Below are 25252 nucleotides of genomic sequence, written 5' to 3'. Positions count from 1 at the left end.
GTCCCGACCGCCACATCCGGCTAGTATGTTCAGCAGGGATTGAACACCAAGGTCACGAGCGCAACATGACGAAAAACACCTTCTCAACCAAAGGGCTAACCAAAGTCTATGGGGAAGGGCGGTCTGCTGTTCATGCATTGCGCGGCGTTGATCTGGACATTCCAGAAGGCGAGATCGTCGTTCTGCTTGGCCCGTCGGGCAGCGGCAAGTCCACGCTGTTAAACATTATCGGCGGGCTGGATCGAGCAACCGAAGGCGAAGCCTTTTTCTTGGATCAAAACCTGTCCGCAATGACCGACAGGCAATTGACCCGGTATCGACGTGACCATGTAGGTTTTGTTTTCCAATTCTATAATTTGATGCCCAGCCTGACCGCGCGAGAGAATGTGGAACTTGTCACCGAGATCGCGCGCGATCCGATGGACCCCGACGATGCGCTTGCCATCGTCGGCCTGCGTGAACGGGTCGATCATTTCCCGGCACAACTGTCTGGTGGAGAGCAGCAGCGCGTTGCCATCGCACGCGCCGTAGCCAAGAACCCAACGGTTCTGTTTTGCGACGAACCTACCGGCGCGTTGGACAGTGCCACCGGTCGATCCGTCTTGAACGTGTTGAAGGATGTGAACGAAAAACTGGGTGCGACGGTCATGATTGTGACCCATGCGGCCAGTCAGGCAGCGATGGCTGACCGGGTCATTCATTTTGCCGACGGTGCCATCCGCGAGGTCGTGGTCAACAAGAAAAAACTGTCGCCAGCGGAGATCGATTGGTGAGCCCGCTTGACCACAAACTCCTGCGCGATCTTTGGCGCATGAAGGGACAAGCCTTCGCCATCGGCATGGTGATTGCGGTCGGTGTCGGCATGTTGGTGATGATGACGGGGTTGGTCACGTCACTGAATGAAACCCGCGCGGCCTATTACGAACGCTATCGTCTAGCCGAAATCTTCGCGCCGGTCACTCGGGCACCGGATCGATTGGCCAGCAGGCTGGAAGCAATCGAAGGGGTCAGTGCCGTCGAGCCACGTGTCATTGGCGGGGCGCTGATCGATCTTCCTGACATCGACCTTCCGATACAGGCGCAGGCTGTTTCGCTTCCAGATCTGCGCGCACCCGGATTGAATGACGTCTTCCTGACCGATGGTCGGATGATCGACAGCGACCACTCGGACGAAATTCTTTTGCTTCAGGCCTTTGCCAAAGCCCATGAATTGCGGCCCGGCGACCAGATCTCGGCGACAATGAACGGCGCACGCCGCAGCTTCAAGATTGTTGGCTTGGCCCAGGCGCCAGAGTTTCTTTACACAACCGCGCCGGGCGAATTGATCCCGGACGACGCCCGGTTTGGCGTCATCTGGATGAGCCGCTCAGCGTTGGCGGCGGCCTATGACATGAAGGGTGCCTTTAACGAAGCGCTGCTGTCATTGTCACGCGGCGCGAATGAGGCGGCGGTTCTTGACGCCATCGACCGCATCCTTGATCCATATGGCGGCACCGGAGCTTATCCGCTTGCCGACCAGTTCTCGAACCGGTTCGTCAGCGAAGAAATCAGCGGGCTAGAGGCTTCGTCCACGGCTGTGCCGCCAATCTTCCTCGCAGTTGCCGCCTTTCTACTCTACATCGTGATCAATCGCATGGTGCAGTCCGAGCGTGAAGAAATCGGACTGATGAAAGCGTTTGGATACACAAATGGCGAGGTGGGCGGGCATTACTTCAAACTGGTCATGGCCATCGCGGTCGGTGGCGCCTTGGCGGGGTGTTTGATGGGTATCGTAGGGGGGCGGGCGCTGATTCAAGTCTATGTCGCCTATTTCAAGTTCCCATTTCTGGTGTTCCAACTTGATCCGGCGTCTTTTGTGACCGGTGTCAGTGTCAGCGTTCTTTCGGCTTCGGCAGGTGGCCTGCTGGTGCTGCGCCGTGTTTTCGCGCTGACCCCAGCCGATGCCATGCGCCCCCCTGCACCGGCTGACTACAGCCGCACAGGTCGCATCGGGCATGCGATGAACCGCTTTCTGGATCAGCCGTCGCGGATGGTTCTGCGCCGCATCACGCGGCAACCCGGGCGCATGGTGGGGGCGATGATCGGAATTGCCTGCGGCATGGCACTGAGCGTGTCGATGATTACGATTTATGCCGGGTTTGACCGTACCATCGATCTAACCTTCAACTTGCTGGACCGCAGCGATGTTACGGTCAGTTTTACCCACCCAACCTCGGAAGCAACAATATTCGAACTGCGCCGAATGGATGGGGTCAGTTTGGTGGAGCCGGTGCGGCATGTTCCGGTGGTGTTGAGAAACGGGCTGGCGACGCATCGCGGTGTGGTCAGCGGCTTTGCACCCAATGCCCGCCTCAGCCGCGCCTTGGACAGCGACTTGGCCGAGATACCTTTGGATGGTGGCGGTATCGTGCTCGCCACGGCGCTGGCCAAAAAACTGCAACTTCGGCCCGGCGACATGTTGACGGTCGAGGTTCGTGAAGGCCGCCAGCCGGTAATGCAAATCCCGGTGACGGCGGTGGCAGAAAGCCTACTGGGATCGCCGTCTTACATGGATCTGGCCGCCCTTAACCGCGCGCTTCGCGAGCCGAACCGCGTTTCGGGTGCCTATCTGTCGATCGATAAGGCGCGCGCAACCCAGATCTATAAGGCGCTACAGGACATGCCCACTGTTGCGGGTGTCAGCATGAAAGCGCAAGCTGAGGCCGCATTGCAAAAGCAGATGGACACCGGTGCAGGCGCGATCCGCTATGTCATGGGTGCCATTGCTTTCATTATCACTGCTGGCATCGTCTACAACGCAGCTCGCATTGCCTATGCAGAAAGAATCCGTGATCTGGCCAGCCTTCGCGTCATCGGCTTTTCACGGGCGGAGGCCGCTTTTGTCCTTTTGGGCGAATTGGCGGTTGTAACACTTGTGGCCCTGCCGATTGGTGGTCTTATGGGCTATTACCTGTCCTTCGGTATCGCCGCCGGGTTTTCCAGCGAACTGTATCAGATACCAGCAATCTTCGACCCCGCAAGCTATGGCTTTGCCGCGGTGGTGGTGATTGGGGCGGCCGTTGCGTCGGGCTGGCTGGTGAAACGTGATATCGACCGGGTCGAACTTGTTTCGGCACTGAAAACAAGGGAGTAACCGTCATGGCCAAAGCAAAGAGAAGTTCCCGCCTGATCCTGACTGCGGCAACCGTTCTGCTGGTTGGGGGCGCGTTGGCGGTCGCCTTCTGGCCCAAGCCAACCATGGTTGATATCGGCGAGGTGACTGTCAAAACACTGCAACTTTCCATCGACGAAGAAGGGCGTACGCGGGTGCGCAATGCCTATGTCGTTTCGACCCCGGTCGCGGGCCAACTTCAGCGGGTAACTGTCCAACCCGGCGATCCGGTTGTGCGCGGTGAAACGGTGGTTGCCCATATGCTCCCCACCAATCCTGCGGCTCTGGACGTGCGCACCCGCGAGCAAGCGCTGGCGGCTGTTAATGCTGCGCAGGCTGCGCTGCGCGTCGCGCGGGCCGATCTGAACGCGGCTTTGGCGAACCGCGATCTTGCGCAAGCAGAGCTGGCCAGAACTGAACAGCTGGTCGAACGTGGCATCACAAGCAGCGCAGCACTTGACCGCGCCCGCCAGAGCGCGCGCGTGATGCAGGCCAGCGTGGACACCGCAGAGGCGGCGATTTCAATGCGCGAAGCCGAAATAGCAAACGCGCAAGCACAGTTGATCGGTTTCGATGATCAGGGGTTGGCTGCTGCCATTGGGTCGGCCTCGGACAACATCCCACTGTTTGCCCCCACGGATGGTCGTATCCTTCGGGTTATCCAGCAGAGTGAGACGACATTACCCGCTGGCGCGCCGATCATGGAAATAGGCAACATCCAAGATGATCTGGAAGTGGTCGTTCAATTGCTATCAACCGACGCGGTGCAGGTCGCGGTGGGTGATCCGGTGATCATAGCTGATTGGGGAGGCGCGACCGAGCTGATAGGCGAAGTGGTCCGCGTTGACCCATTCGGCATCACTCAATTTTCCGCTTTGGGTGTAGAAGAGCAGCGCGTGAATGCAGTCATCTCTTTCACCAGCCCCTCAGAAGATTATGCCGGTCTTGGACATGGGTTTCGCGTAGAGACACAGATCATCGTCTGGGAGGCAAAAGATACTTTGGTGGTTCCTTCCAGCGCTCTTTTTCGCAACCGCGACAACTGGGCGGTTTTTGTCATCGCCGATGGAACCGCGCATTTGCGCACAGTTGAGATCGGTCCCAACAATGGCATCGAAGCGCAAATAACGAGCGGCCTGTCTAAGGGCGAGCTTGTCATTCTTTATCCGTCATCTGGTCTGTCTGAAGGGATGAGTGTCGCCGAGCGCGTCATAAACTAGGGTTGGCGGTCGGGTTCGATCACGTGGTGCGCTGCCGGACAGCTCTGCTGCCACTCCTGTCCAAGCAGGTCTAGTTACTCCGCGTGTTCTGAATTGTGTTCCGACCAACAACCCACTACTAGGAATACCTGAATTTCTGCAGGGCCTGACACGTGCTAACACTTCTGAAAAACGCAAATATCTATGCTCCGAACCATGTTGGCCAAGGGCACATTCTGATCGCAGGCGAAAAGATCGTCTATATGGGTGCTGATCTGCCAGAACTGGCGTCGCCACTTGATGTTGCCATACACGATGTGGGTGGGGCGACCATCACGCCGGGCATAATCGACGGTCATGCACATATCACCGGCGGCGGTGGCGAGACGGGGCCATCAAGCCGTGTGCCGCCCATGTTTTTTTCATCCTTTACCCGCGCAGGCGTGACGTCTGTCGTCGGGGTATTGGGAACCGATGACCTGACCCGCAATACGCAGACACTGGTGACGCAGGCCTATGGCTTGCGTGAAGAAGGGTTGTCCGCGTGGTGCCATACGGGTGGCTATCACGTGCCACTGACAACACTAACCGGATCGGCGCGGGGTGATATCGTCTTTCTGGATCCGGTGATTGGGGTGGGCGAGCTTGCAATCAGCGATCATCGATCAAGCCAGCCGACATTGGATGAATTTTTGCGCATTGCCAGCGAAGCACATGTCGCGGGTTTGATGACGGGCAAAGCCGGAATTGTGCATTGCCATATGGGCGATGGCGACCGCGGTCTGGCCATGGTTGAGCAGGCGATAAAGACCTGCGAAATTCCGGCACGGGTTTTCAACCCGACCCATGTGAACCGCAACAAGCCACTGTTTGAGCAGGCGATCATGTTGGCCCGGCACGGCTGTTATATCGATGCGACTGCGTTTCCGGACGGGCATGTCGATCCGGGCATTTCCGCCGCGGACGCCTATTTGCAGTTCAAAGCGGCGGGATGCCGCACGGATCGGTTTACCATCAGCTCTGACGGTGGTGGGTGTCTGCCTGCGTTTGACAAGGAAGGCAATCTGACACGCTTTGGTGTCGGCTTGTCGCAAACCCTGCCAGACACTTTGGCAGAACTTGTGCGCGCAGGTGTTGAGTTGTCAGAGGCTCTGGCGCCGCTGACCAGCAATGTCGCCGACTTGCTTAAACTGCGCCACAAGGGCCGGCTGGCGGTTGGGATGGACGCCGATATTCTGGTGCTAGGAAACGACCTGAGCGTGCGCGACGTCATGGCGCGCGGCCAATGGCATGTCCGCGACCAAAACCCGGTTCGGCTCGGCACCTACGAAGAATTGTGAACGCGTCCGGGCGGCGCCCGGCAACATCTAGGAAAGTAATCATCATGTGCCCAGCACCAGTGTCAGAGGAAACCGATCGCGGATACATCATTCCTATCGGCGGGGGCGAAGACCGGATCAAAGAAATGCAGATTCACCGGAAGTTTGTCGAGCTTTCGGGCGGAGCGGACGCGGATATCGTGGTGATCCCCACCGCCTCGATGCTGGAAGAGACGGGGCCGGACTATAACCGGATTTTTTCTGATCTGGGCGCTGGCAAGGTCGAGTTTCTTCCGATTTCGCGCCGCGCTGATTGCGACAACCCGGACTTTGCCGAAATGTTGGATCACGCCACCGGTATTTTCATGACCGGTGGCAACCAGTTGCGTCTGTCCGCGATTTTGGGTGGCACCTTGGTTGCGCAAAAGATTCGTCGCCGCAACGCTGAGGGCGTTCCGATTGCAGGCACCTCGGCGGGCGCGTCAATCATGTCCGAGCATATGATCGCGGGCGGCAGCAGCAATTCTGGACCGGCCGAAGGAAATATCACCTTGGCGCCCGGCATGGGGCTGACAAATGCGGTGATCATCGACCAGCACTTTACCCAGCGTAACAGGCTTGGGCGTCTGCTAACCGCTTCGTCTTACAACCCTTTTTTGATCGGGCTCGGGATTGACGAAGATACTGCCGCCTTCATCGGACCGGACAATGTGTTGGAAGTTGTGGGCAGCGGAACGGTGACGATTGTCGACGCCAATCACCTGACGCATTCGTCGATGTGGGATGCACGCGAAGGCGAAGCGATCAGTCTGCTAGGTCTTCGCCTTGACGTTCTCGGTGAAGGGTGCCGTTATGATCTGAATGAACGTATTGCCTATCCACCGGATGAGCATGTCGCGTTTTGCACCCTCCCGGTGCCCAATGATGAAAACAGCGGGTAATGCGGGAGCAATAACAAGTTTCGAACGGGGGAACGCATGAAGGTCATCTCAACCAATGTATTTGTCGGCCCAAATGTCTGGGCAAGCTTTCCGGTAGTTAGACACGTCATTGATCTGGGATTTCTTGAGAACTGGCCGACCGCGAAAATCGGTTCCGACTATATTGACCATTTGATCAAGGCGTTGCCCGGGTTGGCCGAGCATGGCTGTTCGTATCGCGAACCGGGAGGATTTATCCGCCGCTTGCGCGAGGATGAAGGCACATGGCTGGGTCATGTTCTGGAACATTGCGCTCTGGAGATACAGGGCGTTGCTGGCACAGACGTCTCATTTGGTCGAACCCGATCCACAGGCGAGCCGGGTCATTACAACATGGTCTATCAGTACCGTCAGCGCGATGTTGGTTTGGCCGCGGGTGAGCTGGCAATCCGGCTGCTAATGCATCTGCTGCCGCAGGAATTGAAAGATCAGGCCGACTATGAGTTTGATCCCGAATTCGATTGGGAAGACGAACTGCGCACATTTGTCTTGCGCGCACAGCGCAAGGAATTTGGCCCGTCGACCGGGTCGCTGGTCAAAGCCGCAGAAGAGCGCGATATTCCGTGGATCCGTTTGAACGAACATTCGCTGGTTCAGTTTGGCCACGGCAAGTATCAAAAGCGGATTCAGGCGACGATCACCTCGGAAACCAAGCACATCGCGGTCGAGATCTCCTGCGATAAGGAAGACACCCACAACCTTCTAAATGATCTTGGCCTGCCAGTTCCCCATCAACGGATGGTCTATAGCGAACGCGAGGCGATCCGGGCGGCGCGCAGTATTGGTCACCCGGTTGTGGTCAAGCCGCTGGACGCAAATCACGGTCGCGGCGTATCGATCAACCTGAACACCGATGAAGAGGTCGAGGCAGGCTTTGCCGAAGCCAAGCTGCATTCCAAAAGCCGTGCCATACTGGTCGAAAGCTTCGTCACCGGATTCGATCACCGGATGCTTGTCGTGAACAACAAGCTGGAAGCGGTTGCCAAACGCGTGCCCGGCCATGTGGTCGGCGATGGTAAAAACACGATCGCGAAACTCGTTGATATCGTTAACGAAGACCCCCGGCGCGGGATCGGTCACGAGAAAGTCCTGACCCATCTGGAGTTGGACAATCAGGCCAACCGGCTGCTGGCCGAAGCGGGTCACAGCGCCGAAACCGTCCTGCCCAAGGGCGAGGTGTTTTTCCTGCGCTCGACCGCCAACCTGTCAACCGGTGGCACCGCCATCGACATGACCGATGTGGTGCATCCCGACAACCGCGACATGGCAGAGCGAGCGATCAAAGCGGTGGGGCTGGATGTTGGCGGGGTCGATTTTCTGATTGATGACATCACCAAATCCTACAAAGAAATTGGCGGCGCGATTGTCGAAGTGAATGCCGCGCCGGGCTTTCGTATGCATGTAGCCCCCTCAGAGGGGCAGCCACGCGATGTCTCGGGTCGGGTGATCGACATGCTGTTTCCGGCAGGCGAACAAAGCCGTATCCCGATTGCGGCGATCACCGGAACCAACGGTAAAACAACAACCTCGCGTATGTTGGCTCATATCATGAAAACCAGCGGCAAGATCGTTGGCATGACCTCGACTGATGGCGTTTACGTTGATGGTAAGCTGAGCGTCAAAGGCGATATGACCGGTCCAAAATCGGCGCAGATTGTGCTGCGCGATCCGTCGGTCGATTTTGCGGTGATGGAAACGGCGCGCGGCGGTTTGGTGCGCGCAGGTCTTGGATATAACCGTTCGAACGTAGCCGCCTGTCTGAACGTCTCCGCCGATCACCTTGGGCTGGGCGGGATCGACACGGTCGAGGATCTGGCCGTCGTCAAACGGGTGGTGGTGGAAAGCGCTACAGATACAGCAGTTTTGAATGCCGATGATATCAACTGCCTTAAGATGGCAGACTACGCTGATGTCGATACGATCTTTTACGTTACCACAAATCCTGCGCACACGCTTGTGAAGGAACACATTAAAGCTGGCGGTAAAGCGATCGTGCTGGAACATGGCATGAATGGCGACATGTTGACGATCTATGACAACGGATTGCACATGCCTGTTTTGTGGTCGCATTTGATCCCGGCGGCGTTGGAGGGCAAGGCGCTTTTCAATGTGCAGAACGCTATGTTCGCGGCCGCCATGGCCTATAGCTTCGGGGTGGATCTGGACAATATCCGCCACGGGTTGCGCACCTTCGACACCAGCTATTTCCAAGCACCAGGCCGGATGAACGTCTATGATGAATATCCGTTCAAGGTCATTTTGGACTACGCCCATAACCCTGCTGCCATTGGCGCAATGACGGGACTGTCTGATCGGCTTGATGTAAAAAACCGCCGCATTGTCGTGGCCGCCATGCCGGGTGATCGACGCGACGAGGATATCACCGACAGCGCGCGGCTATTGGCGGGCCACTTTGATCATTACATTTGCAAAGCCGATGACCGTCGTCGCGGGCGTGGACCCGACGAGGTCCCTCAGATGATCAAGGCCGAACTGATGCGGCAAGGTGTAGACGAAAGCGCGATCAGTGTTATCCCGGATGAGGTCGAAGCGGTGAATGCCGGGTTGGAGATGGCCGAGCCGGGCGATCTTCTGGTCATCCTTGGCGACGACAGCGCGCGGTGCTGGAAGCAGATCATCTATCACAATGCGGAAGAGGCCGATGCGGAGGCCCATTCCGCCACAGTCAGTTCGACAATTGCCACCGAGTTCGAAGACATGTTCGAGACGCGGCAAAAATTGGTCAGAGACGATCGTGGTGTGCGATTGGCCCGCGAAGTTACCGAAGACGCTGACTGATTGGGGCTGCCGATGGACCGGATTGAAGAGCTTGAAAACGCACTTGATATCCCTTGCGCCCACGCCGACCACATCCGCGTCGAAGATGTCCGACGGCTCACCGGGCCGGGATTGTTATGGGATCACCCGGGCGCGGTGCTCGACGTATTCTGTGATGATGATAGCGGTGACCAGATCGCGGCGCTTTGGAAAACCCACGCCCGCCACGTGCTGGATGCGCTGGGCTGGCAAGATCAGCACCTGACTTGCCGACGATTTCAGGGGGGTGTCAACCTCGCCATTTCTGCGCCGATGGATCAGCTTTACTCCGCGATATTTGCGGCCGAGACCGCTTGGCATTTCTGCGCCGCCATCCTGTTGGACGAGGCACCGGGAGAGTTCGACCGTATGATCGCCGACGTCGCTGCAGTGATGGAGAAAGAGAAAAACCCAGCCCTGATAGCGCTGATCGCGGCAGCAGAAGCGCATGGGGTGGATATTCTGTGCGATGACGACGAAATTTCGATCGGGCATGGCACTGGCAGCAAGGTCTGGCCTGTTGATGGATTGCCGCAGCCTGCGGAGGTCGACTGGGCGACGCTTTACGACATACCCATCGCCTTCATCACAGGGACAAATGGCAAGACCACGACCACCCGGCTTTGTGCCGCTATGGTCAAAGCAGCGGGCAAGGTTGGGGGACTGACGTCGACCGATTTTGTGCGGGTGGGCGAGGATATTCTGGACCGTGGCGATTACTCCGGGCCCGGTGGTGCGCGCATGCTGTTGCGTGATCCGCGGCTTGAAGTCGCCTGCCTAGAAGTTGCGCGCGGCGGCATTCTGCGCCGGGGTCTGCCAACCCGTCGCGCTCGCGTTGCTGTTGTGACCAATGTCGCGAACGACCATCTTGGGCAATACGGCGTCAACACCGTTCCCGAGCTGGCTCAGGCGAAGTTTGCGGTGCATCGGACGCTGGCCGATGATGGCGTGTTGGTGCTGAACGCCGATGATCCGTTTGTTGTCGACGAGGCGGCCAATACGGATGCGACAATCTGGTGGGTGTCGCTGGACGCTGCAACCGCGCCGGTGAAAAATGCCCGTTCCAATGGCACCCCATGTGCCTTTTTGCGCGACCGGGATTTGGTGTTCTTCGACGGACTATCAGACCAGGTAGTGAGCGTTGTATCCGATGTGCCCATTACCATGAATGGGGCCGCGAAATATAACGTCTCGAATGTGTTACAAGCCATTTGCGCTGGGAAAGCGATGGGTTTGCCGGACGATGCAATCCGCGAGGGTTTATCGGTTTTCAGGCCGGACCCCAAAGATAACCCTGGTCGCTGCAACGAATTTGCCCATAACGGCGCACAGGTGTTTGTGGATTTTGCTCACAATCCGCATTCGATCGCAGCCGTTTGCGAAGCCCTATCTGGCCTGCCTGCCAAGCGCCGGTTCATCATGCTCAGCCATGCGGGCGACAGGTCGGATCAAGATATTCACGATGTAACTGTTACCGCCTTGCAGTTTCACCCCGACGTTGTCGTAGCTGCAGAACTCGCTGGCTATTTACGCGGTCGCGAACTGGGCGAGATCCCTAATTTGATCGAAAAGGCGGCGATTGGAGCAGGTTTCGATGCAGGTCAAATCTATCGCGCCGACAGCCCTACGCAGGGCGCGCGCCTGATCATGGACCAGTTACAGACCGGAGATTTGGCGTTGCTGTTGACCTTGTCCGAGCGCGACGAGGTGTTTGAACTGTTAAGCTAGCTGATGGCCAGCGTGAGATGCGGCGCTTCTTTGAAGCCGGTCTTTCCCGTCCAGAAACGACCCGATTGTCACGCCGACATCGTGTCGCTGGGTATACATCAGAAGATGACCGGCCGAGTAGACCTCTAACTGGGCGTTTGCCATCATGTTTGCCAGCAGGATCTGGTTGGTGATTGGGATCAGCCCATCGTATTTTCCGGCAATGACCAGCGCCTTTTGCGGCAGTTGCCGCAGCCAGGGCAGGCTGGTCCAACTGCACATGGCGCGCACTTGAGTGAAATAGCCTTCGGGGCTGGGCGCGATGGCGTGCTTGGAATATTCGCGGAACTCGCCGGGCGAAAAGATGGCTTCACCGCCATACATCAGGGGACCGACGAAATTGCCATAGGCCTTGCTCATGTAGCGCATGGGGAACATGATCTCGGTCAGGGCAATCGGGGTGCCCCACCAACTGCCGACGCCACCAGCCGAGGTGATCGCCAGCACCAGTTTGCGCACGCGATCCGGTGCGTCATAGGCCATCTGCTGCGCCAAAGAACCGCCCCAAGAGATGCCCAGAATATCGAAACATTCAACCTTGAGCGCGTCCATGACCTGCATCGCGAAGTCTGCGTAGTCCGGGATTGACGTGATGCTATCAATCATGGGCGTGCGCCCAATGCCCGGCATGTCAAACGCGATGACGGTACGGTCGGCAATCTCGTCGATTAACGGCAACAGAACTTCCATCGATTGTCCAAGGCCGTTGCAGACCAACAGTGGTGGACGGTCACTTGTTCCCTCACGCCGCAAATAACGGACGCGATATTCGCCGATCTCAAGGGCTTTGAAAGAGATTTCCGCATGCGGGTTTCTGGTGTTCAGGTCTTTCATGCGTTACGTCCCCTCCAGCACATAGGTGCCGGGTGCGCGGTCCGTCGGGGCATAGGTTTTGTTGCCCAGCACCTTCGGTTTTGGCCCTCGTTCTGCGGCGTTGTTGGTATCGAGCCATTCCAGCCAGTGCGGCCACCAGCTGCCATCGGTCAACTTGGCCGTCTCGTGCCAGCTGTCGGCATCCCCACCGGTCTTGCCGCCTGTCCAGAATTTGCGACGCGTCTTTACCGGATGGTTGATCACGGTGCCCGACACGTGGCCGCCGGTGGTCAGCACAAACTCGGTCGGGCCGGACACAAGCTCGGTCGCTGTGAAAGAGGTTTTCCAAGGCACAATATGGTCGCCATCGGCGGCCAGGAAATAGCACGGCAGGTCAATGTTGCGCGTATCAACCGGAGTGCCGCACAAGGTCAGCGCGCCAGGCTCTTTCAGCTTGTTCGCCATATACATTTCTTCGACGAAATAGCTGTACCATTTGGCCGGCAGGTTCGAAGTATCGGCGTTCCAGTACAGCACATCGAACGGGGCGGGGCTTTTGCCCATCAGGTAATTCGAAACGACGAAGTTCCAGATTGACTCGTTCACATGCAGCATTGCCATCGCGTTGGCAATATCGCGGCCCGGCGCGAGTTTTTCAGCTTTCAGACGTTGATTGTACACGTCGACTTGCGGCTGATCGATGAACACCTTGATCTGGCCCGGATCGGAGAAGTCGATCAGCGATGACAGGAATGTCGCCGTGCCCAGTTTGGCCTTCAAGGCCTTTGGCATAACGGCCAGCGCCGCCGTCAACATCGTGCCACCATTACACCAGCCCAAAATGTCGATTGCATTGGATTTGCTGACCGACGACGTGACTTTCACCGCCTCGAATATCCCGTCGGCAATGTAGTCATCCCAACTGTGATCTCCCATTTCAGGCCCCGGGTTGCGCCAAGCAATGGTGTAAACGGACTGCCCCTGTTCCAGCAGATACCGGATCATCGACTTCTTCTCGTTCAAGTCAAAAATATAGAACTTGTTGACGCAGGGCGGCACGATCAGGATCGGCGCTTTGCGCGTTTTGGCCACCATCGGCTCGTACTGGATCAGCTCGATCAATTCGTTGCGGTAGATTACCGCGCCGGGTGTCGTGGCAAGGTTCTTGCCAACCTCGAACGCTTCTTCGTCAGTGGTCGAGATATAGCCCTTCTCAAGATCAGCCAGCAGGTTCTGATAGCCATCGATCAGGCTTTGCCCGCCGGTTTCCTTGGCAAGTTGCTGTGCTTCGGGATTGGTCAGCAGAAAATTGGTCGGTGCCATGTTGTCAGCCGCGATGCGGGCATAGAAGCTAAGCTTCTCTTGTTCTTGATCAGGCAAACCAGCTTTGTCCGCCATGTCGACCATGGCTTTCGCGGTCAGTTCATAGGAATGGCGCAGAATAGGGAAAATCCCTTCGCCCCATGCCTCGGCCCCGAAACGGCGATCGCGGGTTTCTGGTGCGGCGGCCTCGCCGTGCAGCGCGGTGCCCATCCAAAGTTTCGCCATGTCGCTTTGGTATTTGAGCATGGTATTGGCCCAATCCGCAAAGGCGGAGCGGTCGTTTTTGTTCATAGCCTCTAGCAGCTTGAAGAAATCTTTGGACATGTCCCGCGCCTTTCCGGTTCCGAAGCGTTTGGGCGATCCTCGCAGCGAAATGCTTCACGAATTTTGCAAGCACTGCGATTCATGCCACTTTTGTATCTGCGAAAGATGACAGCAAGGATCAATGCTCAATTTGCCACAGGTATTATGTGTGTTTGTACTCCTATGGCAATCTGGGTGGAAACAGGGCTGGTGGTGTGCGCCATCATTTCAGATTTGTCCGCCGCTTAGCATCACATCCAGGTTCTGCTGCTCGCCCAGGCCGCCGGGTCCAAGCTATTCCCAGTTGGTCTGGGCATGCAAGGGCGGCGCCTGTTCATTAAAGAAAGCGTTTATAGGATGTTGAGGAAATCCGACCCGTCGCCGGATTTTGAGCGAGGTCAAGACCCCTACCGAAAAATTGCGTTACGATGCTAAGTGGTTCGCTTGGCAAAAGCAGGCCGTGAAAGCGGACCGTTTTTAAGTGAGAAAATGGAAGTTTATGGTTAAAAAACCGACGGCACCTAAGGCCCGACAATGGGGCAATACCGGTTCGAAGTCTGCCGAGCCAGGTAACAATGGCAGGGTCAAGCCAACGCGACGCACGACACCTGTTCGTGGTGCGTTTCCGGTGGTTTGCCTTGGGGCTGCGGCCGGTGGGTTGAAAGCATATTCCGAGTTCCTTGACGCGATGCCATCAGACAGCGGCATGTCGTTCGTACTGGTTCATCATGGCGATCCCGACCACGAAAGCCTGATGGCTGATCTGTTGCAGGAACACACTGACATGCCTGTGTTCTTGGTGCGGGATCAGGAAAAGCTAAAGCCGGATCAGGTTTACGTGATTCCTCCGAACCGGTTTTTACAGATCAATGACGGCAAGCTGAAACTGACGGACCCGACTGACGAACAGAGGTTACGGTTGCCGATTGATTGCTTTTTGGAATCGCTGGCGCAGGATGGAACCCATCCAGGCATTGCGGTCATACTGTCGGGCACCGGCAGCGATGGAACCAGCGGCAGTGCGCGTATGCGCGAAGCCGCCAACGAAGAGATGGAGGCGTCGAAGGAGAAGTTGACGGCGCTTAAAACGCAACTGCAGCAGAAGATCGAGGACGAACGCCGTGCTTCGGACGACCTGAACAATCTGTTGTCCAGTTCTGGCATTGCGACAGTGTTTCTTGACCGCCAGTTGAACATATTACGGTTTACGCCTGCCACGCGCGCGTTGTTCAACCTGATCAACAGCGATGTCGGCCGCCCGTTCAGCGACATCGCCGGAAAAATCGACGATCAGAATTTCGCCAGCGATGCCGCAAGCGTACTTGAAACACAGGTGGCGCTCGATCTGGAAGTCCAAAGCAGGGAAGGTCGATGGTTCATCCGGCGCATTCTGCCCTATCGCACGCAAGACGGCGAGTTCAACGGCGTCGTTGTCACGTATTCGGATGTAACCGACCTCAAGAAACTGCAGCAACACAATCAAGAGGCACAGACGTTTGCCGACGACATCATCGACACTGTGCGTGCGCCATTGCTTGTGATCGGGGAGGACATGCGGATCGTCCGGGTCAGTCGGTCCTATCGAGAAGTTTTCTCGATCTCAGCCGACGAGCTGATCGGGGAGAATTTTTTCAAGGTGCAAGGTGGGCAGTGGGACGTTCCGGCGCTTCGCTCTTTGATCGACGGGGTTCTAACACAAGACGCCACACTTGATAGGGTGACGGCTAGGGTGAATACGGCAGGCAAAAAAAGCCGCGATCTTGATATTCAAGCACGAAAACTTCGCCAGACTGTTGGCGGCAAGACCCTTGTACTGTTGGCAATGGAGGATGTGACAGATCAAAACCAGACGCAGCGGGAGCTTCAGTTCCGGGAGTCCCGTTTGAGCGCTATTGTCAACGCGGTACCTGAGGCCATTATCACGATTGACCAGACCGGAAAGGTGCGTCGCTTCAGCCCGTCAGCAGAGAGGTTGTTCGGCTATAGCGCGGCAGAGGTGATCGGCGAGAATGTCAAACTATTGATGCCGAGCCCTGACCAGGATCGGCATGACACTTATATCGCGCGATACCTGGAAACCGGGGTGCAGCGCATCATCGGCACTAACCGCGAAGTTAACGGCAAACGCAAGGATGGCTCGATCGTGCCGCTCCGCCTGAGCGTGTCAGAAATGGAAATGGGTGGGGAACGCAATTTCCTTGGAATTTTGCATGACCTGTCAGAAGAACGGAAACGTCGCAGCGAGCTGGAACGCGCCCAGAAGATGGAGGCTGTCGGTCAGCTGACCGGCGGTTTGGCGCATGATTTTAACAACCTGTTGACGGTGGTGATTGGCAATCTGGAGCTTCTGGAGTTGCAGCTGACCGATAAGAAACGCCGCTCGCTTTTGAACGAAGCATTGGAGGCGTCAACCTTGGGTGCGACGTTGACCAGCAAGTTGTTGGCGTTTTCAAAAAGTCAGGCGCTGGAACCGGAATATGTGTCCTTGAATGATCTTGTAGACAGCATGTACCCCTTGCTGAAGCGCACCCTGGGCGAACACATCGACATCGACTTAAACCTGGCAGAGGACCTTGATCTGACGCTGGCCGATCCCGGTCAGATCGAAAGCGCGCTGCTGAACCTGACGATCAATGCCCGCGACGCAATGCCAGATGGCGGCAAGCTAACCATTGAGACGGCAAATGTTAACCTGGACAAAGATTATGCTGCCGCAGAGGTGGATGTAACGGCCGGGGCTTATGTGGCGCTTTTGGTCACTGACTCAGGTGCTGGAATGCCTCCGGAAGTAGTCGAGCATGTGTTCGAGCCATTTTTCACAACGAAAGGCCCAAGCGCAGGTTCTGGGCTGGGGTTGAGCATGGTCTATGGTTTCGTCAAGCAATCTGAAGGGCATGTCACGGTTTACAGCGAAGAAGGTAGGGGGACGACGCTCACCCTCTATTTACCAGCGTCCACGCGTGCGACAGATAAGCAAACTGAACCTGACGTCCTTGCTCCTAGCGCGGCCAATCAAGAGACTGTGCTTGTGGTTGAAGACGATGCTCGCGTGCGCAGATTGACCGCCAATCGTCTGGAAAAGCTGGGGTATCAGGTGCTGACTGCCGAGGATGGACCGAGCGCGATCGACATAATCAAGTCGACTGCGGGAATTGAGCTTCTGCTGTCGGATGTGGTTATGCCGGGTGGCATGACCGGCCCTGAGGTTTGCGATCAAGCGCTGCGGATCAATCCAAATTTAAAGGTTCTATTGGCAACTGGATATGGCCGAGGGGCCGAGACGACACCGATAGGAACATCAGGAATGAAGCCGATAGTGCTGCGCAAACCGTATGGTATTCGAGACCTTGCCGAAGCGTTGCACAGTCTGTTGAAAGAGCCGAAGCGATAATGGAGGAATACCATGGCGCTTTACCAAGACCGCGTTGATGCCGCTCACAAATTACTTGCCACGCTGCCAGAGATCGAGCCGGGCAAGGCTGTTATCTTGGCCCTGCCGCGCGGTGGGGTGCCAATTGGTGATGTCATTGCCAAGGCCCTGAACGCACCGCTTGATCTGATCCTCGTCCGCAAGGTCCCGTCACCACAAAATCCAGAGCTTGCGCTTGGTGCGGTGACAGGCGCACACGAGCTTACAGTGAATGATCGCGTCCGTCGCATGCTTGGTCTGACGCCTCAAGATGTGCAAAATCTTGCGGCAACCCAGGTTGAAGAAATCGACCGCCGTCGCGACCTTTATCTTGGGGGTAAGGCGCCTGTGTCTCTGATCGGCAGAACGGCAATCGTGGTGGATGACGGGATTGCAACGGGAGCCACCGCGTTGGCGGCGCTGAAAGCGGTCAAGGCGCGTCAACCCGACCGGATCATCCTTGCTGTGCCAGTTGCAAGTGAAGATGTGCTGGCTGAACTCCGCGCTATGGTCGACCAGATCATTTGCCCAGCCCCGCATCTTCCATATGGCGCAGTAGGGGCCGCTTACACAAATTTTCCGCAAGTATCCGATAAAGAGGTCATTGCGTTGCTTCGGCTGCAGGACGAAGTTGGTCAGGCTGAAAGACCTGCCTGACGGCGGCAACACCGACGGAAGCAAACAGAGAGCCAAGCTGTCGACCGCTGCTGCAACAGGCTGCATCACTTTACGGGTGGGATTCTGTCAAGACCACGCGTCAGCTGGGTCACTTTGCTGTCGGGATCAAGGCACTGTCGGATTCCGTCGAAGTCCAGCGTTTCTTCGACCTCGAGACGCTCGATCAGGTGGCTGATCTGGTCCTTGTGTTTCCGCAGCACGTCTGTCGCCTGAGCTTCGGCGTTTTTTAGCAAAGCAATCACGGCCTCATCGACATGCGCGGCGGTTGCATCAGCGTGACCGCGTGGCTGGGCAATGGACTGCCCGAGGAAGGGGTGGTCTTCGCTTTCACGTAGATTGACGGGGCCGAGTTCGTCAGTCATCCCCCAACGTGCCACCATCGACCGTGCCATGTCCGTCGCCCGCCGAATGTCGTCATCAGCGCCGGAACTGACAGTTCCCAGCAACAGTTTTTCTGCGGCACGTCCGGCCAGAAGAGTGATCAACTGACCCCGCAGAAAGTCCTCGTCCAAGGTGTGCCGTTCGGTTTCGGCCAGCATATGTGTACCGCCAAGTGCCTGACCGCGCGGAATAATTGTAACTTTATACAGGGGATCGACTTTGGGTGTATAGAATGCTGCAGCCGTGTGCCCAGCTTCATGAACCGCAAGGCGGTGTTTCTCATCGGGTCGTATTGCGAGCGTGCGCACGGTGCCCATCATTACCTTGTCGCGCGCCTCGTCCAAGTCATCGCGCGTGATCAGCGACCCGTGACGGCGCGCTGCAGTAATCGCTGCTTCGTTCAATAGGTTCTTGAGATCAGCGCCAGAAAAGCCGGGGGTCCCTGCCGCCATCGAGTCCAGATCACCAGTGTCCTGCAAAGGGAGGTTGCGCGCGTGAATGTCCAAGATAGCGCGGCGAGCGGTCTTGTCGGGAAGGTTAAGGGTGACGTGGCGATCAAACCGCCCGGGTCTTAGCAGTGCCGGGTCAAGCACGTCGGGCCGGTTGGTCGCTGCCAGAACCACAACAGCTTCGCGATCTGCAAAACCGTCAAGCTCCGCCAGAATTTGGTTCAATGTCTGTTCTCGTTCGTCGTGGCCGCCACCCAATCCGGTGCCACGGGTGCGTCCGATGCTGTCCAGTTCGTCGATGAAAATAATCGCCGGTGCAGCCTTGCGGGCGTTCTCGAACATTTTTCGCACCCGACCCGCGCCGACACCGACGAAAATCTCAATGAACTCTGAGCCGGATGTAGAAAAGAATGGCACCTCTGCCTCGCCGGCCAACGCCTTTGCAAGCAGCGTTTTACCGGTGCCAGGCGGCCCAACCAACAAGACACCGTGCGGCACTTCGGCGCCAACCTGTTGAAACTGTTCGGGGTTCCGCAGAAATTCGACCAGTTCAGCCACTTCGCGTTTGGCTTGCTCCTGTCCGGCGACGTCGTCAAACGTCACCTTTTGCCGGGTTTCGCTTGGTTTTGCGAACCGACCGCCCAACAGTCCACCAGAGGCACCGCCGCCAAACCCACCGGGCAAGTTTCCCATCATCCGGCGCTGCATCCAGAAGTAAAACCCAAGGATCAGCAACCACGGCAACAAAAAGGTTAGAACAGAGGTGCCGGTCGGGGCCTCCGCTGTGATTTGCACCTCGTGCTGTTCCAGCAGATCCAGCAACGATGGATCGCTTTGTGTTGGTACGACTGCGTGGAATTGCTCTGCCGGTTGTGCGTTGTTGGATACTATGATTGCGTGCTCCTTCAGCACTGCTGAGGTCACGTCACCCGAAACGATCATCGATTTGATGGTGCTATAGGGCACGGTGGTTTGTGATGATTGTGGGGTTAAGTTCCCCAACACACCCAGTAACGACACCGCCATCATTACGAACAGGGCTGGCAAAAGCCAACTTGGCGCCGGCGGGCGTTGGTCGGGCGGGCGAGAGTTCCCATCGGGCATAGCAAAGCCTTCTCTGTTTCAATGTAGTATGAAGCAAATGGACAGGATCATCGTTGAGCCACGTCAATGCTGATCAAATGGTGTGGTTCATATTCTTTTTTGCTGACCTGGTTCTGTCTTCTGCGACAACACTTCTGTCGGGTTGAAACGCCAGAATACCTGCGGGCAAAGGCGGCGCTCTTGCGGCGTTCCGAGTTGATCACGATTGATGGGCATCCACGGCACCAGCGCTGCCTTGGTGGGTTTCAAGTCGGAACTGGTGGAATATGCGCAGTGTGTTCGAGGCGTAGTTCGCCCTCGGCCGGTTTCGTGATGATAATGGGGCAGCGGGCTATGTCCATCAGCGCGCGCAAGTCTTGAAAACTGCGAAACACACTGGCGGAAAGGTCAACAACCACCGCAGCTGCGTGGAGCCGCGAAAGATGATCCAAAAGGGCGGAACTGGATGAAAAGGTTTGGTGGTTAGGCGACGGGTCCACACCAATGGACAGAACGACAGCATCGGTGTCGAGCGCCGTGGCAAGCGCAGAGCCCAACTCACGTAGGTTGGGAGCGCCAGCAGGCGGCTCAATCACAACCACCGAACCACGTCGCCGATGGGTGGCGCGGTAGCCCAGTAGTAAGATGTCCCAACTTCGCGCTGCGCCAGAGACCTCTTGTATCAGATCGCCACTCCGGCTTTCGAAGTTCCACACCGCCGAGACTGACTGTGCAAATCTCGATAGGTTTTCGTGAAAGGCGCGCTGTTCGCTTTGTAACAAGGTCCGGATTTGGTTTTTGTCGGGCGCAAGGATCATCGAACCGCTTGTGGTGATGATCCGTTGACCTGGCATGGCGGCGCGAGCTTCGAGCGTCCTTTCGCTGACGAACAACCCACCAAGATCGACTGTGCCAGTGGTGGCAAGGATACGGGCAAGCCGCAGCGCGCTGTCTGCATCGGCACAACTTGCCGCACCGATCAGGATACGTTTGTGGGACCTTTGGGTCATGTCGTTGTCTCGCTCGCGTCCCGAGATTGATAGGCGCCGAATTGCTGTCGTCTGTGGGCAAACTGAAGAAGTTTTTCTTCGATACGCGCGTTAATCGTGTCGTCGGGAAAACGTCCGCTCCGGTTACGTTTGCCGGCGGGGTGCCCGGTCAAAGCCTCGATCCCCTCATTGATCGTCGCCACCGGAATGACGTGGAACTTTCCGTCGCGCACCGCGTTCACCACGTCTGGGCGCAGCATCAAGTGGTCCACGTTGGAATGGGGGATCAGCACGCCCTGCTGCCCGGTCAGGCGCCGCGCCTTGCAGATGTCAAAAAAGCCTTCGATCTTCTCGTTCACACCGCCGATGGCCTGGACTTCGCCAGCCTGATTGACCGACCCTGTCACAGCCAGCCCCTGCCGTATTGGTGTGTCAGAAAGGGCTGACATTAAGGCATAAAGTTCCGCCGAGGATGCGCTGTCGCCATCGACACCACCATAGCTTTGTTCGAACACGATGCTGGCGTGCAGCGACATCGGCACGTCAAGCGCAAAGGTCGACGTCAAATAGCCCGACAGGATCAGCACCCCCTTGGAATGGAGCGGGCCGCCAAGCTCCACCTCGCGTTCGATGTCCACAAACTTGCCTGCACCCATTCGCACCCGTGCCGTAATCCGAGACGGACGCCCAAAGTTTGTTGTGCCAAACCCAACCACCGACAACCCGTTGATTTGCCCGACCGCAGTTCCTGTGGTGCTGATCAGGATCGTTTTGCGTGTCATTGCTTCTTGCGTCAGTTCGCGCGCGCGCGCGGCGCGGCGGTCAGCCTCGTTTACGGCGCGTGCAATGTCGTCTGAAGCAATAGCCTTTCGTTTCGCCTTGCCCGCATAATGGTCAGCCTCGCGGATCAAGTCGTCCAGTTGGCCCAGGTGCAAAGAGAGCTTTTTGGTATCGCCAGCCAACCGCGACGCTTCGTCCAGCAGCCGGGCAACGCCGCACCTGGTTAGGGGGCGCAGCCCATGGCTTTTCACATATCCCGCCAAAAGACGCGCAAACTGTGTCGCGTTCCGCTTAGAGCGTGGCAGGTGGTCATCGAAATCCGCCTGAATTTTGAATAGCTGCCCGAAATCTGGGTCGAGCATCGCCAGTAACGCATGCAACAGGCGGTCACCAATGAGGATAACCCGCAGGTCAAGCGGAATCGGGTCTGGCTCTAATGAAACGGTCGAGGCAAGGCCAAGCCGATCGGCCATAGATGAGATGGTGATGGAGCGGCTTTGCAAGCAACGTTTCAATGCATCCCATGCATAGGGCTCGGACAGGATGCGACGCGCATCGATGACAAGGTAGCCACCGTTGGCAAAGTGAAGCGCGCCGGGTTTGATCAATGTGAAATTGGTAACAAGAGCACCCATTTGCGCCACATGCTCGATCCGTCCGGTCAGGTGTCCGGCGGTGGGCAGATCTTCGGTCACCACGGGAACGCTGTGATCGGGATCGTTGGCATGAGTTACCATGATGTTGACCGCGTACCGGTCAAATTCCGGCTCGCGATGGTATTTCTTGATTTCCTCAGGGAAGGCACCGTTGTGACCGCCCGATGCCGCCGCAAGAAACAGTTCCGCATTGGCAACGATATCTGCGCGCACCGCTTTAAGATATTTGGTGATTGCGGTTTCGCTTGGCAGGGTGCTTGCAACCTCGCGCACACGCGCTGACACTGCCTTCTCGGCCATGGCGGCGTGAAGTTGGGTCAGCCGCGCGCGGTGTTCTTTTTCGAGCTTTGGAGCCTCTTTCATGATCCCGGCAAGTTCTTGCTGGAGCCGCTCGACCTTCTTGCCGATCTTGGTCCGCATCTCTTTGCTGAGCTTCTCGTATTCATCCGGTTTGACAACGTTTCCATCAACAATGCCCGCCAGCATGAAACCCATCGGTGTACGCAGCAGGGCGACATCCTCGGCATGGGCGCGTTTGGCAAATTCCGTCAACGCGGTTTCGTGGCGCGCGCCGTATTCTTGCTCTAACGCGCGTCTTTGTGTCTGGTATTCCTCGGATTCAAAAAGTGCAGGAATTTCATTGGCCAAATCGTCAACAAGTTCCTGCATCGCGCGGCGCAAGTCAGGGGCGGTGCCGGACGGCAGGCGGAGCGCCTGTGGCTTGTGCGGGGCTTCGAAGTTGTTGACATAGACCCAGTCAAACGGCGTCGGTCGCACGCGTTTTTCTTCGTTCAGGATACGGTCGACCAACCGGTGTCTTCCCGACCCTTCGCGACCCAGCACGAACAAGTTGAAATCATAGTGCTCGATCTGCGCCGATAACCGGATCGCATCCATGGCTCGGTTTTGACCGAATAATCCATCGAGCGGGACAAGGTCGTCAGTTGTTTCAAATCCGAACCCCTCAGGGTCAAACTCTTCCCTTAACGCTTCTGCCGGTAAACCTGCTGGGAGAGGGAGTTCGGAAGGGCTCGATTTTGCCATGGATCTCTTTCTTTCTTACGGCGTCACGTGCGCGCCATACGCCGGCAAAGACGTGTCGCAGGTTCGCCCAGACCTAGGAGTTGGGTTCGGGCGGTGAAATGAGACAGGATGCCCCGGCGAGACATGACCTCGTCCCCGAAGGCATGGGCAATGCTTGACCTTATGATCAACCGGCAACCCAAGCCCCGTGTCTTATTGCCAAAGCACCTGCTTACTACCAACAGCAGCTTAACGGGGTCGGGCGATGGTCAATTGATCTATCTCATTCCGGATCAGGAAGGGGGAACAGTCACGGCGAGGCTGACGTAAGTGGCCAAAGAACCGGGACGATCAGCAACAGTAAGCCGACTGTCAGTATCGTTAACGGCAATCCAGCCCGTGGGAAGTCGCGCAATCTGTAGTTTCCCGGTGCATAAACCAGCAGCAGCGCGGGCTCAAAAGGTGCGATAAATGACAACGATGCTGACAGTGCGATCGTCACCGCAAATGGGCGCGGATCAACCTGAAGCGCCTCTGCCATTTCCAAACCGATGGGCAGCACAGTCAAAGCTGCTGCTGCATTTGACATTGGCTGGGTCAGAAGGATCGTTGCCAGCGAAATCCCAAGCAGGACGGCGCGCGGCCCAAAAGGGCTGAGCCAGTCCAGCATGATGTCTGCCACCCAGGCGGCGGTACCAGTATGCAACATTGCAATCCCAAAGCTCGACATTCCGCCAATCAGGATCAGGATACGCCAACTGATCTTGCCGAAGGCATCCGGCAGCGACATCCGTCCGCTTAGGATCAGTGCCAGTACCGCCACCAGAAGCGCGACGGAGTGCGGCACCAGACCGACTGTTCCGGCAGCAATGGCAAGCGCAAACACGCATAATGTAACCCATCCTTCTGTGCGGGATGGTGGCGCCGGTTCCGGGGTCATTAGCAACGCCAGATCAGGGTCGGTTGTGAGCTTTTCCAGGTCTTCTGACGCGCCGGACAGCAACAAACGATCTGCGGTTTTGAGACGCATTCGGTCAATAGACACTGCTTCAGTCTGTCCCCGCCGGTGAAGGGCGTGAATGTGTAGCGCGGGCGCGAATTCTTGCCGCATCTTGTGCAGGGTTTGGCCAAGCCAGCGCGCGCCCGGCATCAGGACGGCTTCGGCGAAAACCTGATCAGAGGCTTGCTTATGCTGCCAGCCTGTCTTGCTGGCGAACCGTTTGTCTGTCGATATGTGCATGATGGCGTCACGACTGCCGTGAACAAAGATTCTGTCACCGGCCTCCAGTTTGCGCATGGGATGTGCTGCCATACGTTCGCGATCTCGACTGACAGCGAGCGAGGTTAACGCAAAAGCATCGAAGTCAAGATCGCGGACACGTTGTCCGATGGCCGTTGATTTTTCCGGGACCACTAGCTGTGCATGGTAGTGAACCGTGGGCGCGTCGGTTTCCTTTTGGTTCTTTGAAGTTTCCGGCAACATCTGCGCGCCCCAGACCGCCATGAACAAGATGCCTGCAAGGCTAATGATGATGCCCACAACGGCAAATTCGAACATTGCAAAAGGGGGGTGCCCAGATCGAACCAGCGCACCACTTGTGGCGAGGTTAGTTGAGGTGCCGATCAAGGTCGCCGATCCCCCCATCATCGAGGCGAAAGCCACCGGCATCAGCAAGCGTTTTGGTGATAGCCCGGTACGTTTCGCAATATCCGTTACGACCGGGATCAGAACGGCAGTCGTGCTTGTGTTGGTGAAGACTGTCGAAAGCAACGAGGACACCGCCATCAATGCCGCCGTGGTCCGTCGGGGACCCACGTGCGGGCGGCGCACGATCTTGCGGACTGCCAACGACATTAACCCGGACTCGGCAAGACGTCGGGACAGCACCATAACGCAGGCCAACATTACCACTGTCTCACTTGAAAAGCCTTGAAATGCGATTTCCGGTTCGTGGATGCCGGAAATGACAAGAGCGGCGACAAGTAAAAGTGCGACCAGTTCTGCCGGTATCAGCTCTGTTGCCAGCAAGACCATTGCCGTTGCCAGCAAAGACAGAACGATGGCTATTTGTTCGGTCATCGGACCGTTCCCTTTTGCTTAGCTCCCGTCGGATAGACCGCCGAGAAGCGAT

The 25252-nt window shown here is 57.0% G+C and carries 15 protein-coding genes; 9 read left to right on the top strand and 6 right to left on the bottom strand.

From position 1 onward, the window contains the following. The first annotated feature begins 65 nt into the window (after positions 1-65). The 7 genes from K3556_RS15355 to K3556_RS15325 all read left to right on the top strand — a co-directional run bounded on the left by K3556_RS15355 (position 66) and on the right by K3556_RS15325 (position 11194). Positions 66-773, top strand: a complete 708-nt coding sequence (locus K3556_RS15355; protein ID WP_260517627.1) for an ABC transporter ATP-binding protein — start codon at positions 66-68, stop codon at positions 771-773. Next, positions 770-3133 (top strand): ABC transporter permease, encoded by a 2364-nt coding sequence (locus tag K3556_RS15350; RefSeq protein WP_260517626.1) that lies wholly within the window; start codon positions 770-772, stop codon positions 3131-3133. The genes K3556_RS15355 and K3556_RS15350 overlap by 4 nt, the downstream gene beginning before the upstream one ends. A gap of 5 nt (positions 3134-3138) precedes the next feature. Further along, positions 3139-4371 carry an efflux RND transporter periplasmic adaptor subunit gene (locus K3556_RS15345; RefSeq protein ID WP_260517625.1) on the top strand — a complete coding sequence of 411 codons (1233 nt, stop codon included), beginning with the start codon at positions 3139-3141 and terminating at the stop codon, positions 4369-4371. 152 nt (positions 4372-4523) lie between these two features. Then, entirely contained in the window at positions 4524-5690 is a 1167-nt protein-coding gene (gene iadA, locus K3556_RS15340; protein WP_260517624.1) for a beta-aspartyl-peptidase, read from the top strand. A 44-nt stretch (positions 5691-5734) separates the two neighbouring features. Then, on the top strand, positions 5735-6610 hold the full coding sequence (locus K3556_RS15335; protein ID WP_260517623.1) for a cyanophycinase: 876 nt from the start codon (positions 5735-5737) through the stop codon (positions 6608-6610). Between the two features lie 36 nt (positions 6611-6646). Next, a complete protein-coding gene (cphA, locus tag K3556_RS15330) occupies positions 6647-9448 on the top strand; it encodes a cyanophycin synthetase (RefSeq protein WP_260517622.1) in 2802 nt (933 codons plus the stop codon). A 12-nt stretch (positions 9449-9460) separates the two neighbouring features. Further along, a complete protein-coding gene (locus K3556_RS15325; RefSeq protein ID WP_260517621.1) occupies positions 9461-11194 on the top strand; it encodes a Mur ligase family protein in 1734 nt (577 codons plus the stop codon). Here K3556_RS15325 and K3556_RS15320 read toward each other — a convergent pair. Together K3556_RS15320 and K3556_RS15315 are read right to left on the bottom strand one after the other, a co-directional pair. Continuing rightward, positions 11186-12067, bottom strand: coding sequence for an alpha/beta fold hydrolase (locus K3556_RS15320; RefSeq protein ID WP_260517620.1), 882 nt, complete (start codon positions 12065-12067; stop codon positions 11186-11188). The genes K3556_RS15325 and K3556_RS15320 overlap by 9 nt on opposite strands. A gap of 3 nt (positions 12068-12070) precedes the next feature. Further along, positions 12071-13693 carry a PHA/PHB synthase family protein gene (locus K3556_RS15315; protein ID WP_260517619.1) on the bottom strand — a complete coding sequence of 541 codons (1623 nt, stop codon included), beginning with the start codon at positions 13691-13693 and terminating at the stop codon, positions 12071-12073. Positions 13694-14171: 478 nt separating this feature from the next. On the opposite strand from K3556_RS15315, the gene K3556_RS15310 reads away from it, so the two are divergent. Then, positions 14172-17063 (top strand): PAS domain S-box protein, encoded by a 2892-nt coding sequence (locus K3556_RS15310; RefSeq protein WP_260517618.1) that lies wholly within the window; start codon positions 14172-14174, stop codon positions 17061-17063. 12 nt (positions 17064-17075) lie between these two features. Next, positions 17076-17738: a phosphoribosyltransferase gene (locus K3556_RS15305; RefSeq protein WP_260517617.1), complete on the top strand. Its 663-nt coding sequence runs from the start codon at positions 17076-17078 to the stop codon at positions 17736-17738. A 65-nt stretch (positions 17739-17803) separates the two neighbouring features. Here K3556_RS15305 and ftsH read toward each other — a convergent pair whose 3' ends face one another. The 4 genes from ftsH to K3556_RS15285 all read right to left on the bottom strand — a co-directional run bounded on the left by ftsH (position 17804) and on the right by K3556_RS15285 (position 25200). Continuing rightward, positions 17804-19615, bottom strand: coding sequence for an ATP-dependent zinc metalloprotease FtsH (ftsH, locus tag K3556_RS15300; RefSeq protein ID WP_260517616.1), 1812 nt, complete (start codon positions 19613-19615; stop codon positions 17804-17806). A gap of 323 nt (positions 19616-19938) precedes the next feature. Then, positions 19939-20682, bottom strand: a complete 744-nt coding sequence (locus tag K3556_RS15295; protein WP_260517615.1) for a hypothetical protein — start codon at positions 20680-20682, stop codon at positions 19939-19941. Further along, positions 20679-23141 carry a Lon protease family protein gene (locus K3556_RS15290; RefSeq protein WP_260517614.1) on the bottom strand — a complete coding sequence of 821 codons (2463 nt, stop codon included), beginning with the start codon at positions 23139-23141 and terminating at the stop codon, positions 20679-20681. Before K3556_RS15290 ends, K3556_RS15295 begins: the two co-directional genes overlap by 4 nt. A gap of 289 nt (positions 23142-23430) precedes the next feature. Continuing rightward, a complete protein-coding gene (locus tag K3556_RS15285; protein WP_260517613.1) occupies positions 23431-25200 on the bottom strand; it encodes an SLC13 family permease in 1770 nt (589 codons plus the stop codon). Positions 25201-25252: the final 52 nt, after the last annotated feature.

It is taken from the genome of Aliiroseovarius sp. M344 (assembly GCF_025140835.1).
Taxonomy (GTDB): Bacteria; Pseudomonadota; Alphaproteobacteria; order Rhodobacterales; family Rhodobacteraceae; genus Aliiroseovarius.
The sequence above is the reverse complement of the archived record's forward strand: the minus strand, read 5'-3'. Positions and strand labels throughout refer to the sequence as shown.